Origin of the sequence: Streptomyces sp. NRRL S-646 (assembly GCF_000720765.1) — a bacterium.
GTDB lineage: Bacteria > Actinomycetota > Actinomycetes > Streptomycetales > Streptomycetaceae > Streptomyces.
Genome location: NZ_JODC01000001.1, coordinates 468,300 through 482,000, shown reverse-complemented (window position 1 = coordinate 482,000; position 13,701 = coordinate 468,300). Strand labels below are relative to the sequence as shown.

The 13,701-nt window shown below is 71.9% G+C and carries 9 protein-coding genes; 7 read left to right on the top strand and 2 right to left on the bottom strand.

Annotation, left to right across the window (positions count from 1 at the left end):
- The first annotated feature begins 17 nt into the window (after positions 1-17).
- Positions 18-2,990, top strand: a complete 2,973-nt coding sequence (locus IH68_RS0102310) for a helix-turn-helix transcriptional regulator (protein ID WP_420718966.1) — start codon at positions 18-20, stop codon at positions 2,988-2,990.
- Positions 2,991-2,992: 2 nt separating this feature from the next.
- On the opposite strand, the gene IH68_RS0102305 is transcribed toward IH68_RS0102310, so the two are convergent.
- Both IH68_RS0102305 and IH68_RS0102300 read right to left on the bottom strand, forming a co-directional pair.
- Positions 2,993-4,240, bottom strand: coding sequence for an SGNH/GDSL hydrolase family protein (locus IH68_RS0102305; protein WP_030927434.1), 1,248 nt, complete (start codon positions 4,238-4,240; stop codon positions 2,993-2,995).
- A 294-nt stretch (positions 4,241-4,534) separates the two neighbouring features.
- Positions 4,535-6,340 carry a M4 family metallopeptidase gene (locus IH68_RS0102300; RefSeq protein ID WP_030927432.1) on the bottom strand — a complete coding sequence of 602 codons (1,806 nt, stop codon included), beginning with the start codon at positions 6,338-6,340 and terminating at the stop codon, positions 4,535-4,537.
- Positions 6,341-6,586: 246 nt separating this feature from the next.
- On the opposite strand from IH68_RS0102300, the gene IH68_RS0102295 reads away from it, so the two are divergent.
- The 6 genes from IH68_RS0102295 to IH68_RS0102270 all read left to right on the top strand — a co-directional run bounded on the left by IH68_RS0102295 (position 6,587) and on the right by IH68_RS0102270 (position 13,546).
- Complete coding sequence (locus IH68_RS0102295) at positions 6,587-7,795, top strand: serine hydrolase domain-containing protein (protein ID WP_234341149.1); 1,209 nt, start codon at positions 6,587-6,589, stop codon at positions 7,793-7,795.
- Positions 7,796-7,877: 82 nt separating this feature from the next.
- Positions 7,878-9,443 (top strand): CAP domain-containing protein, encoded by a 1,566-nt coding sequence (locus IH68_RS0102290; RefSeq protein WP_030927427.1) that lies wholly within the window; start codon positions 7,878-7,880, stop codon positions 9,441-9,443.
- Positions 9,444-9,507: 64 nt separating this feature from the next.
- Entirely contained in the window at positions 9,508-10,185 is a 678-nt protein-coding gene (locus tag IH68_RS0102285) for an AIM24 family protein (RefSeq protein WP_030927425.1), read from the top strand.
- 173 nt (positions 10,186-10,358) lie between these two features.
- Positions 10,359-11,399 carry a tetratricopeptide repeat protein gene (locus IH68_RS0102280; protein WP_030927423.1) on the top strand — a complete coding sequence of 347 codons (1,041 nt, stop codon included), beginning with the start codon at positions 10,359-10,361 and terminating at the stop codon, positions 11,397-11,399.
- Positions 11,396-12,433, top strand: a complete 1,038-nt coding sequence (locus IH68_RS0102275; RefSeq protein WP_030927421.1) for a polyprenyl synthetase family protein — start codon at positions 11,396-11,398, stop codon at positions 12,431-12,433. The genes IH68_RS0102280 and IH68_RS0102275 overlap by 4 nt, the downstream gene beginning before the upstream one ends.
- Positions 12,434-12,586: 153 nt before the next feature.
- On the top strand, positions 12,587-13,546 hold the full coding sequence (locus IH68_RS0102270; protein ID WP_030927419.1) for a threonine/serine dehydratase: 960 nt from the start codon (positions 12,587-12,589) through the stop codon (positions 13,544-13,546).
- Positions 13,547-13,701: the final 155 nt, after the last annotated feature.

The window sequence follows — 13,701 nt, the reverse complement described above, 5'->3', positions numbered from 1 at the left end:
GATCCGTGCCGCAGACCATGTTGACCACGCCGCTGATCGGCCGGGACGAGGAGATCGCCCGGCTCGCCGGGATGCTGGAGCGTGCCCGGGGCGGAGAGGCCCGGGCCCTGCTGCTCGCCGGGGACGCCGGGGTGGGCAAGACGCGGGTGCTGGACGAGGTCGCGGGGCGGGCCGCCCGGGCCGGGATGACGGTCCTCACCGGTCACTGCGTCGACCTCGGTGACGTCGGGCTGCCGTATCTGCCGTTCACCGAGGTCCTGGGCGCGCTGGCGGCCGACGAGCGGTTCGCGGATGTGCTGGCCGCGCATCCGGTGGTGGACCGGCTGCGGGGTGCGGGCACGGACGCGGCGCGGGACGAGGGGGGTCCCGCCACACGTTCGGACAGTGGCGGAGGGCGGCTGCGGCTGTTCGAGGGCATGGCGGGACTGCTGGCCGACCTGTCGGGGATCGCTCCGCTGCTGCTGGTCCTGGAGGACCTGCACTGGGCCGACCAGTCCTCCCGGGACCTGCTGCGCTTCCTGCTCAGCCGCGGCATTCTGCAGCGACCGGCCGGAGGTGCGCCCACGCACCGGCTGGCGGTGTTCGCCTCCTACCGGGCGGACGACCTGCACCGCCGGCATCCCCTGCGCCCGCTCCTGGCCGAGCTGGTACGGCTGCCGGCCGTGGAGCGGCTGGAGCTGCGGCCCATGGCGGATGCCGAGGTGACCCGGCTGGTGCGCGCGCTGCAGGAGCGCCCGCTGCCGGAGGCCACGGTCCGCGGGATCGTCGAGCGCGCCGAGGGCAACGCCTTCTACGCGGAGGAGCTGCTCGCGGCCACGGGCACGGAGGCGGGCGGCGTCCCCAGCGGCCTGGCCGACGTCCTCCTCATCCGCATCGAGCAGCTGTCCGACACCGCCCAGCAGGTGCTGCGCACCGCCGCCGTCGCCGGGCGGCGCGTGGAGCACGACCTGCTGCGCGAGGCGGTCGGGCTGCCCGAGGACGAGCTGGAGGCGGCCCTGCGCGAGGCCATCGGCCACCAGCTCCTGGTCCCCGGCGACGCCGACACCTACGCCTTCCGGCACGCCCTGGCCCGGGAGGCGGTCTACGCGGATCTGCTGCCCGGCGAACGGGCCCGGCTGCACGGCGCGTTCGCCCGGCTGCTCGCGGGACGCGGGCACCCCGCCGAGAGCGCCGCCGAGCGCGCCCATCACTACCGCGAGAGCCATGACCTGGCCGAGGCGCTCGCCGCATCCCTGGAGGCGGCCGGGCACGCCGACCGGGTGGGCGCGCCCGCCGAGGAACTGCGGCATCTGGAGACCGCCCTCGACCTGTGGGCGTCGGTGGACCCGGCGGCCCGGCCCTCGGGCGACGGCATCGACCGGGTGACGCTCACACTGCGCGCCTCGGCGGCGGCCGCGCACGCCGGTGAGTCGCACCGGGCGGTGTCCCTCACCCGGGCCGCGCTCGCCGGCATCGGCCAGGACACGGACTCCGAACTCGCCGCCCGGGTCCGGTACACGCTGGCCGGCAATCTGATGAGCGTCGACAGTCTGACGGCCGCGTTCGCCTACAGCAGCGAGGCACTCGCCATGATCCCCGCCGAGCCGCCGACCCGGACCTGGGTGTGGGCGGCGGCCACGCATGTCATGGCGGCCCGCCACATCGGAGATGACGAGACGGCGGTGCGGGTCGCTCACGAAGCCCTGCGGATCGCCGAACAGCTGGGTGTCGCGGACGCGCAGGCCGACCTGCTCATCTCGCTGGCGATCCTGGAGGGCGGCGGCCGGCGCACCGTCGAGGGCCGTGAGCGGCTGAAGGAGGCCCGGGAGCTGGCCCGGCGGGCGGGGAACGCGCCCGTGGAGATGCGCGCCCTGTTCAACCTCGCCGTCGGCTGCTTCGAGGCGGGTGACCTGGAGGGCTGTCTGCCGTGGGTCACCGAGGGTCTGGAGCGCGCCCGCCGGGCCGGGCTGCTGTCGTCGCTGTATCCGCTGGAGATGCGTTACCTGCATCTGCTGGTGCTGTACACGCTGGGCCGCTGGGACGAGTGTGTACAGGCCGCGGCGGCGGACGCGGACGTGCTGCCCTCGGCGGGCGGGTATGCGATGGGACCCGCCCTGTATGTGGCGCTGGCCCGTGGGGACCTGGGTGCCGTCGAGCGGGCACGGGTCCTGCTGGAGGGGCCCTTCGACTGGATGGCCACGCTGGTTGCGGGCATCGCGCTGACCGAGGCGGCCCTGCTGCGTGGCGAGCCGGAGGCGGCGGTGGAGCGGACCCGGGCGACGGTCGGCGCGCTGACCGACGACGCGGGCCGCCGACCCAGCGCCACGGTGCGGTTCGCGGCGCTCGCCCTGTCGGCGGTGGCCGACGCGGCCATGGAACTGCGATCGTCCGGTGGCGAGTGGCACCGCTGGAAGGACACCGCGGACGAACTGGTCGAGCTCGCCCGGCAGACAGCCCTGCACGACGAGGACGGCACCCCGCAGGGGCCCGAGGGGATCGCCTGGCTGGCTCGCGCCGAGGCGGAATGGCTGCGGGCGGTGTCCGGGCCTGACGCGGGCGCCTGGGAGAAGGCAGTGACCGCGTTCGGCTTCGGGGACGTGTACGAGCGCGTCCGCTGCCAAGTGCGGTTCGCCGAGGCCCTGTTGGCCGCAGAGCGGCGCGAGGACGCGGCCGTGCAGGCCCGCGAGGCGAGAGCGGTGGCCGAGCGGCTCGGCGCGGCGCCCCTGCTGGAGCGGATCGACGGTCTGATACGCCGCGGCCGTCTCGGCACCGCCCCGTCGCACGGGGAGCGCCCCTCGCCGCTGACCGCCCGGGAGCAGGACGTGCTGCGGCTCCTTGCGCGCGGCCGCAGCAACCGGCAGATCGGCGAGGAGTTGTTCATCACCGGCAAGACGGCGAGCGTCCACGTCTCCAACATCCTGGCCAAGCTGGGTGCTTCGAGCCGTACGGAGGCGGTGGCGATCGCCTACCGGCAGGGGCTGATCGCACCGGAGCCGACGGCTTCGGGCTGACCTCAGCCGCCGGGGTGCCGGGCGGCGCAGTCGAGGCTCGTCAGATCGACGGCGTCGGCCATGGCCTGCATGCCCTTGTCGTTGGGGTGCAGATGGTCGCCGCCGTCGAAGACGGGACGGATGCGCTCGGGGTCGTAGGGGCTGCGAAGGACATGATCGAAGTCGGTCACGCCGTCGAACTCGCCGCTGCCGCGGATGAATTGGTTCACTGCCCCGCGTACCTTCTCGCCGGCCGGATCCCATTCCGGCCAGCCCTTGTACGGGGCCACGGTCGCGCCGACGACGCACTTGCCGGCCGCGTGCGCGCGCTCGACGATCTCGCGGTAGCCGGCGATCAGGTCCTGGGCGGTGACTCCGGTATGGGCCTTGATGTCGTTGACGCCTTCGAAGAGGAACACGGTGCGGACGCCGGGCTGGGAGAGGACGTCGCGCTGCAGCCGCTTCAGGGCGCTCTGGCCGCCGCCGTCCGCGAGGACCTGGTTGCCGGAGATCCCTTCGTTCGCGACGCCCTTGACGTGGCCGCCGAAGGACCGCAGCCGGCGGGCGAGGTAGTCGGGCCAGCGGCGGTCGAGGTCGGTGGTGGACTGCCAGCCGTCGGTGATGGAGTCGCCGAGGGCCACGACCGCTGCGGTGCCGGCGGTCGGGCGTACGGAGACGGCGTCCAGGTAGAACCAGGAGCCGGTCGTCTGCGTCCAGTTGGCGGCGCTCTCCTCGGCGGTGTGGTCGCCCTCGGTCGTGTAGGACGTCTGCATGGCCATCCAGTGGCCGGTCGCGGGTCCGGCGGCGTCCGGTGAGTGGATGCTGACCACGAGGTCGGTCGCAGCGGGCAGTTGGCCTGGCAGGGGGTCGCTGAGAGCGGCGGCGCCCGCGGGGACGGTGACGGAGCGGGCGCCGCCGAAGGTCATCCGGCGGTTGCTGCCGGGGACGAGTCGCGCGCCCTCCTGCCGGAGGCCGGCGTAGACGCTGTCGAAGGTCACCGGCCGGTCCCCGAAGGCGTTGGAGAGGCGGATCCGCAGGTCGCTGCCGGCCGTGCTGGTGTGGACGACGAGGCGGTAGCCGCGGTCGGCGGCCGCGTCGTCCATGCGATCGGCGCTCGCACCCCAGGTGACGACCCCCCGGCGGTCCGCGGGCGCTCCCACCACGGTGAACGGGGTCTGATCATCGGTTGCGTGCACCGGGGTCGCCTGGATGGCGCCGGCCAGCAACAGGAGGGCCCCCAGGCGGCCGGCCCGGGCGGAGCGGGCCCTCACCGGGCGAGGTCCTTCGGCGTGCCGGAGCCACCGCGGGCCCCGACGCCCCGCACCGGTGGTTTCGCCGAGGTTGTCGGGGGACATCCACTCCTCCAGCCGGACGGGCTTCGTGCTCACCTGCGGGAGATACAGCTGTGTGCGGGGACCGGCAACGGTGGCCGCGTATGCATTGTCGCACTTGAGTTCGGCCGCCGCAGGGCAGTAGTGACCGGGCGCCCTTCAGAAGAGGGTAGATCTGCCAGATCCGGGTGCCCACCTGACAGGGGCACCCGGACCGGTGTCATGGTTTCGCAATCAGCGGTGTGCGGCCGGGGTGTTGGCCGAGTTGACGTTGACGGCGGCCCAGGCCAGGTCCACCGTCTTGTACTCCGTGCTGTTCGCCCCGTACAGGTCCTTGGCCGCCTTCAGCGTCGCGTCGCGCGCGTCGTGGAAGTCGGTCGTGGAGACCATGTAGCGGGTCAGGGCCCGGTAGAAGATGGCCGTGGCCTTGGTGCGGCCGATGCCCTTGACCGTCGAGCCGTCATAGGTCGGCGAGTCGTACCTGACGCCGCCGATCGTCTTCTGGCCGCTGCCCTCGGCGAGCAGGTAGTACGCGTGCGAGGAGACGCCGGAGCCGGCGTGCACCTCGGCGTCGTACGCCTCGGGCGACCAGTAGTCGATGGTGCCCTCGAGCCGGTCGAGCGACGGGTGGTCGAGGCGGCGCAGGAACTTCTGGGCCAGGCCCATCTTCTCGCCGATGAGGTAGTCCGGCTTGTCCGACGCATTGTTCGTGAAGAACTCGACGTTGGAGCCGAAGATGTCGGCGAGCGACTCGTTCAGCGCGCCCGGCTCGCCGTACTGGTTGCCCTGCGCATCGACACGGGTGGGCTCCAGCTTGGCGGTGGCGTCCACGACGCCGTGGGTCAGCTCGTGGCCGGTGACGTCCAGGGCGACCAGCGGCTTCTTGAACATGTCGCCGTCGCCGTCGCCGTAGAGCATGCAGTCACACGTCGAGTCCCAGAACGCGTTGGCCACCTTGTTGCCGAAGTGGACCATGGCGTGGGCGCCCTTGCCGTTGTTCTCGATGCCCTTGCGACCGAAGGTCTTCTTGTAGAAGTCCAGGGTCTCGGTGACGCCGTACTGGGCGTCGGCGGCGGCGCTGTTGCGGCTGGTGACCCTGCCGTTGCCGAAGACGTCGTTGCTGGTGGTGATCTTCTTGCCGCGGGCGAAGCTCTCCAGCTCCTGGCCCTTGGCGTCCCGGGTCTCGGTGCCCCAGCGGGTCGGGTCCTTGAGGAGGTAGGTGGTGCGGGCCGTGCGGGTGGTGGTCAGCGGCACCGTGCCGACGAAGATGGACTTGCCGGTGCCGTGGGCCGTCGACGGATAGCGGGTGGCGCCGGCCGCGGACGAAGCCGACGCGGCGGTGAGTCCAGCGGTCTGTGCACCGGCGCCGGTGGCGGGGTCGAGCTTCTCGCCGCGCTCGCGCAGGGTGTCGAGCAGCCCGGGTGAGAGGAACTCGTCGCTGTCGGGCGTGTTGCTGCGCACCTTGCCGGTGACGGCGTCGACGACGACCGTCCGGGAGCCGGTGCCCTCGGCGGTGCCGCTGTCGCTGACCCGCACCTGGTAGGCGAGGGCGGACGCGCCGTCGCGGGCGTCCACGACGAGCTCGGCGGCACCGGCGTCACCCTTGGCGGCCGTGGCCGCCTTCTGCTGGGCCTCGGCGGCCGACAGCTTGGCGGCGGTGGCGGCAGCCGGCTTGACGGTTTGTCCGGCAGCCCGCGTGACACCCGCGTACGCCAGCTGCCTGGTGAGGTGGACGACGAGGTCGCCGCCGAGCACCTGCATGCCCTGGTGCGCCCGGGTGAACCGGACGTGCCGGGCACCCTCCGGGTCGATCATGACGTCCACGGCCTGCAGTTCGTCGCCCTGGGAGACGCCGGTCGCGGACGAGTGGGCGAAGGCGGCTGCGCGGGCGGCGGACACCACGGACGCGGCCGAGGTGCCGGCAGTGGCAGCGGTGCGACCCGTCCCCGTGGTGGTGCCGAAGGCGGTGCCGGCCAGGCCCGTGGCGGCCGTCGTCACGGCGACGGCAACCGCCACGCTGCGTATGTGCGGTCTACGCACTGATGAGGGTCCTTCCTTGCAAGGCGGCCGGGATCACCAACCGCCTTGATGCATGGCGCCGTTGAGCGCCATGGGGGCTGGTCGGGCCCCGGCAAGAAACCCTTTCGGACGAGTCATGTCCATGTAAAGACTAAAATATCGCTTTCCGTGCGATATATGGCAATACTTTGCAAATCCACATCGCTCAGTGATCAGTGGGTGACCAACTGTGCGTCGACTGTGGAGATGTGACGACACGGAAGAAAGTTGCCTCACGTGAATGTGACTCATCTCGCATCCAAGGGCACGGTCCTGGGAACGGTCGTGCTCTCCCTGCTCGCGGTCCCCTCGCATGCCACCCCCACCGTGCCGCTGCCCAGGCCCGACCTGATGGGCCTTCAAGGCCGCCTTGTCACCGCGCTGAAACAGGGCGCACCGGGCGCGATCGCCCGGATCGACGACCACGGCAGAGTCGAATGGGCCGCCATGGGCATCGCGGACCGCAGGAGCAGACGGGCGATCAGCAACGCCGACCGGTTCCGTATCGGCAGCGTCACCAAGACCTTCACGGCCGTCGTGCTGTTGCAACTGGCCGACGAGGGCAAGCTGAGACTCGACGCCCCGGTCGACCGATATCTGCCGGGGCTGCTCCCGGACCGGACGATCACAGTGCGCGAGATTCTGGGCCACCGAAGCGGCCTGTACGACTACACGAACACGATGTTCGCGAAGACGGTGCCCGGCTTCCAGGAGGTCCGCAGCAAGGTCTTCACCTACCGTGAACTCGTCAAGCGCTCGTTGTGGCACCCGCGCACCAGCGCCCCGGGCTCGTTCTCGTACTCCAACACCAACTTCCTCGTCGCCGGCATGCTCATCGAGAAGCTGACCGGCCACTCCGTACGGACGGAGTACGAGAACCGCATCATCAAGCCGCTGAAACTGCGCGACACCTTCTACGTCCACCCCGGCGCGCAGATTCCCGGCCGCCACGCCAGGGGCTATCTCACCCCGGACGAGAAGGACGCGCCCCTGATCGACGCGACCGAGCAGACGATGTCCTGGGCGCAGAGCGCGGGCGCGGTCATCTCCACCACGCGGGACCTGAACACCTTCCTGTCCGCCCTGCTCGGCGGCCGGCTGACCTCGCCCGCGCAGCTGCGGCAGATGGAGCGCATGGTGCCGGTGAGCAGCACCCAGGGGTACGGGCTGGGGCTGGGGCGCCGCGACCTGCCCTGCGGGGTCTCGGTGTACGGGCACACGGGCGTCGTCCAGGGCTACTACACGTACGCGTTCGCCACCAAGGACGGCCGGCGCAGCTTCACGGCTGTGGCCACCACGTCCAACAACGTTGCCGTGCTCAACACGATGCAGGGCACGATGGAGTCCGCGTTCTGCGGCAAGCAGCCGAAGGTACGGCGCGCCGCACCGCCCGTCGAGCGCTACGAGGACATCGCTCCCGGGATTGCCCGGAACTGAGCCGACGGGGAACCCGGCCGCCCCGGTGGACGTTGTCCGGTGGAGCCCATCGAGGGGTGAGCGACGACACCGGGGCGGCGGGATGAGCGAATTGGTGCCCGGGGGCAACATGCCCCTTCCGGACGGTGCCGTGACCGTCCGGGTGCCCGGCCCCTTCGACGTGTCCGCGCTGATCACGGACGACGGGGGCAGGGTCCGCGGCGACGGTGACTTCGTGTTCTACAACCAGCCCTCCGCCCCGGGCGCCAGACTCGGCGGCGACACCCTCACCGTCGACCCGCCGAGGCTGCGCCCGGGAGCCACCAGGGTCACGGTGGTCGTCAGCCCGGCCGAGCCCGGCACTCCCCTGGCCCGCCTGCCCGCGCCCACGCTCCACGTCTCGGCTGCATCCGGCCGCCCACTCGCCCGCTTCGCCCCGCCACGCCCGGGCCAGGAGACGGTGCTGCTGCTCGCGGAGATCTACCGGCGGGGCGGCGGCTGGAAGCTGCGGGCCCTGGGGCAGGGCTACGCCGACGGACTCGCCGGGCTTGCACGGGACTTCGGCGTGGACGTGCTCGACGACGGGACCGCGGCGGCGCCGGCCACGGCACCCGGGGTGCAGACCGGCTCTGTGACGCGACAGGCACCCGGTGACGGGGGCACGTCCTCGGCGCCACCGCCCCCGCCCACAGCCCCGACGCGACCGAACTGGCCGTTCCTCCCCACAACACCGACAGCACCGACCCGTCTCACTCCCTCGACACCGCCATCTGCACCGTCCCGGCCCACACCACCGCGCGCCGGAACCCGGCCGACGTCCTCGACGCCACTGATCCCCAGGACCGGCTCCCACTCCCCCGCCCCGGCCGCCACCACTGCACGGAACTCCCCCGACCCGGACGGCTTTCTCAGCCTGGTCAACTCCGCCCGTGCCGAAGCCGGTTCCCCGCCCGTGGCCCTTGATGCCCGTCTGACATCGGCGGCCCGCGCCCACGCCGAGGCCATGGCCTCGGCAGGCTGCCTGGGCGTCGAGGGCCGGGACGGACTCTCCGTCCACCAGCGCGTCACAGCCGCCGGATACACGTATCTCACCGTCGGCGAGCACCTGGTCTCCGGTCCGCGTACGCCCGCCGAGTTCGTCCGCTATTGCCTGAGCGAGGAGCAGTCCGGCCGCACCCTGTGCGACCCGGCCTTCCTGCATGCCGGCCTGGCGTACGCCCGCGACGGCCGGTCGGGCGACATGTACTGGACCGCGCTGTGGGCCAGGCCGCTCACCCCGGGCGACCTGGCGCGGACGGCGGCCGAGGTCGTCGACCTCACCAACCGGGAGCGCGCCGGCGCGGGTCTGCCGCCCCTGGCCACCGACCCCCTGCTCACCACCGCGGCGCAGGCGCACAGCGCGGACATGGTGGCCCGCGCCTTCTACTCGCACACATCACCGGACGGAAGCCGGCCCTGGGACCGGGCCGCGGCCGCGGGTTCACGACGGCACTCGATCGGCGAGAACATAGCCTGCGGTCAGCGCTCCCCCGCCGAGGTAGTGGACGGCTGGATGAAAAGCCCCGGCCATCGCGCCAACATTCTCAAGCCCGACTTCACCCACATCGGGATCGGCTTCGCGGGCGGCGGCCCGGCAGGCATGTACTGGACCCAGCTGTTCGGCGCCTGACCACCGGAAACCGACCCTCCCCGCGATCTTGGCGGAACGGAATCTTCCGGGACAGGATGCCCGTATGAAGGGTTCCCTCTTTTCCAGCGAGCACATGGTCCAGCCGGCCACCGCGCCCGGCATGACGATAGAGAACGCCAAGTGCGTCAAATACGCGGTGAACGGCGAGATGCTCGCCCGCCAGGGCGCGATGGTCGCCTACCGCGGCAACCTCCAGTTCGAGCGCAAGGGCCAGGGCGTGGGCGGCATGCTCAAGCGCGCGGTCACCGGGGAGGGGCTGCCGCTGATGGCGGTGCGCGGGCAGGGCGAGGCCTGGTTCGCGCACGAGGCGCAGAACTGTTTCATCGTCGAGGTCGACCCCGGTGACGAGTTCACCGTCAACGGCCGCAACGTCCTGTGTTTCGACGCCTCGTTGTCGTACCGGATCGCGACGGTGAAGGGTGCGGGCATCGCCGGCGGCGGTCTGTTCAACAGTGTCTTCACCGGACAGGGCCGGCTGGGTCTGGTGTGCGAGGGCAATCCGCTGGTCATCCCGGTCTCGGCGCAGTTCCCGGTGTATGTCGACACGGACGCGGTGGTGGGCTGGACGGCCGGTCTGCAGACCTCGCTGCACCGTTCGCAGTCCATCGGATCGATGCTGCGCGGCGGCAGCGGGGAGGCCGTGCAGCTGATGCTGCAGGGCGAGGGTTACGTGGTCGTACGGCCGAGCGAGGCGACGCCGCAGAAGGCCCAGCAGCACTGAGTCCCACGGAGTGATCTGCGCCTCAGGAGCAACCTCTGCGGCGCCGACGACGTCTTGATCACCAACAGGTGACGCCCTGGCCCATGGGCCAGGGCCTATTTTCGACGCGCTATACACACCATGTATACACAGAATGTATAGATCGGGTGTATACAGGCCACCGAAAGGGATCCATGTACGGCAAGGCATACGCCCCGGAATACCAGGGCGCCCTGAACACCCTCTCCGTGAACTCCTCGCTGACCGACGTACTGGCCGTCGGCACACGGGAGTTGAGAGCAGCCGAGCGGGCCGGGCAGCACGGGGAGGTGGCCCGGTCCGGCCTCGCGGTGGCCGAGGCGCACCGCCGGCTCGGGCAGGTCGGGGACGCCGACCGGGCGTGGAAGGCGAGCTACCGTGCGGCCCGTGCGGCCGGGGACACGGCCGCGATGGCATGGGCGCTGTGGAGCGGCGGCACCCTGGCCCGGCAGCGCGGCGCCTTCCCGCTGGCCTGGCGGCTGCTGGGGCTCGCGGCCGAACTCGGCGAACGCGGCGGTGACGTCGTCGTACGCGGCTACTCGCTTGCGGGACTCGCCGAGACCGGCCGCATCCAGGGCGACTACGAGGCCGTCCGCAGGCTGCACGAGCAGCTGCTCGCGGAGGCCCGGCGGCGCGGCGAGGCGCGGCACACGGTGTGGGCACTGGAGGGCATCGCGCAGATCCACCGCAACACGGGTGAGTTCGACACCGCGTACGCGTTGTTCGAGGAGGCGGCCGAGATAGCCGGGCGCGCCGACGACCGGCGCGGGCACGCCTGGGCGCTGCGCGGGCTCGCCGACATCGTGTCCGTGCGGGACGGGGACGTCGAGCGGGCGCTGACGCTGCTGTCCGAGGCGGAGACGGCCTGCCGGGCGATGAGGCTGTCCAGCGCACTGGCGTACAACCACAAGATGCGCGGCAACGTCCTGTACCGGGCGGGGCGTTGGGCCGAGGCCCGGGACCTGTACGAGCAGGCTCTCACGGAGTTCCGTGCGATGAGCGAACCACGCGGGCAGGCGCTGGCGCGGCTGGGGCTCGCCAAGTCCCTGGCCCGACTGGGCCGCGACCGCGCCGAGACGGCAGCCGAACTCGCCGACCTGGCAGGCGAGTTGGAGCGGATCGGACTGCGGCATGCGCGGGAGATGGTGGCGCGGGCGCAGCAGGAGTTCGGCGTGGCTGCGGAGGTCGTACGGTGACGGCGCTTCCTTCGATGCTGCGGACACCCGCCGAGGCTCCCCACCTCCTAGGCCGCTGCCGCGAGTTGGTACGGCCTGCGCTGGTGGAGGCCGTGGGGCGCATGCATCCCTGGGTGGGTGAGATGGCCGCGTACTCCTTCGGCTGGTGCGAGGTGGGCGGTGCACCGACCGGCGCGTCGGGCGGGAAGGGCGTGCGGCAGGCGCTGGCCGTGCTCGCAGCCGAGGCCGCGGGCGCACCCGGGCGGGCCGGGGTGCCCGCGGCGGTCGCGGTGGAGCTGGTGCACACCTTCTCCCTGCTGCACGACGACATCATGGACGGTGACGCGGCCCGGCGCCGCCGCCCCACCGTCTGGAAGGCGTACGGCACCGGGCCCGCAGTCCTCGCGGGCGATGCGCTGTTCGCGCTGGCCGTCGAGACCCTCGCCACGGCACCGGGCGGGCCGCAGGCCGTGCGGGTGCTGTCGGTGGCGCTGGGTGACCTGGTGCGCGGCCAGGCGGACGACCTGTTGTTCGCCACGCGCCCGTGGACGGGGCCGCAGCGGGTGCGGCTGGAGGAGTACCGGGCGATGGCCGAGCACAAGACCGGCGCGCTGCTCGGCGGCGCCGCGGCGCTGGGCGCCCTGCTCGGCGGCGCTGCGCCTTCGGTGATCGACGCTTTCGACCGTGCCGGGCGGCACCTCGGGATCGCCTTCCAGGTCGTCGACGACGTTCTGGGCATCTGGGGCGACCCCACCGTCACCGGAAAAGCCGTGTACGGCGATCTGCGGGAACGAAAGAAGACGTTCCCGGTACTGGCCGCACTCGACTCCGGCGCCCCCGCGTCCCGCCGACTTGCCGCACTTCTGGATGCGGACGGTGACCCCGCGGAGGCGGCCGCGCTGATCGAGACGCTGGGCGGCCGGACAGAGGCGCTGACCGAGGCGCGCGCGCACATCGCCGCGGTGGAGGCGGCTCTCGCCGACGCGACCCTGCAGGCACGGCCGGTGGAGGAGCTGCGGTCCTTGCTGGAATATCTGGTACGGCGGGATCTCTGAGGGGGTGGTCGGGCCTGCTCGCGCTCGGCGGCGGGCACCGCCGCCCCTCGCCCGCCGCGAAACGCCGAACCGTTTGACCTACGCCGTCTCCGGCGTCAGGGTGCGAAGTGGTGCGGGCCCTCGTCTCCCTCGTGCCGGGGAAGGGTGACTGTCTTGATCGGGATATCCGAGGTCGAAGCCACGGCCGAACGCATCGCCGGGCACGTCCTGCGCACGCCGACGCTGCCGAGCCCGGGACTGGCCGCGCTGCTCGGAGCCCCGGTCACCGTCAAGCTGGAGCTGCTGCAGCGCACGGGTTCGTTCAAGGCGCGCGGCGCGACGGCGAAGCTGCTGTCGCTGAGTGCCGGTGAGCGGGCCGCCGGAGTCGTGGCGGTCAGCGGTGGCAACCACGGGATCGCCCTCGCGGTCATGGCCGCCGCCCTCGATGTGAAGGCCACGGTGGTCATGCCGCGCTCGGCACCCGCCCGCGCGGTCGAGATCGCCGAAGCCGCGGGAGCGTCGGTGCGGCTGACGGACGACATGGGCGAGGCGTTCGCGCTGATGGAGAGGCTGCAGGAGGAGGGGCTGACGCTGGTCCATCCCTTCGACGATCCGGTGGTCGTCGCCGGACAGGGCACCGTCGGGCTCGAGTTCGCCGCCGACGCGGGTGAGGTCACCGATGTGCTCGTCAGCATCGGAGGCGGAGGACTGATCTCGGGTGTCGCGGCGGCGCTGCGGGACCGGCGGCCACAGGTGCGGATCTGGGGTGTGGAGACCGAGGGCGCGCAGGCCATGTCACAGGCACTGGCGGCGGGCGGGCCGGCGCCGGTCGCCCTGTCGTCCATCGTGAGCACGCTCAGCGCACCGTCCGTTTCGCAGCTGACCTACGACCATGTGTCCGCGCTGGTCCACGAGGTGCTCTTGGTGCCGGATCGGGAGGCGGTGCAGGGCACGCTCGACCTCGCCGACCATGCCAAGGTGTGGGCCGAACCCGCGGCCGGCTGTCTGCTGCCCGCAGCCCGGCAGGTCCTGGAACGGGTAGGTGAGGGCGCACGGCTCGGACTGGTCGTGTGCGGGGGCAACGCGACGACCGGCGACGTCATGGGGTGGGCGCACCGCTTCGGACTGCGCTGAGTTTCCGTCGCCACCTTTCTGAATTCCCGTCAGCTCTCCGTGGCTTCGGGGAATTCACCCAACAGCACATGAACAAATGACTTTACCGGCCAGTCAGTTGCGGATTCATTGAACGCATCCCGTCGCAGCCCCCGTACCTCTTGTGAAAGGTGAGA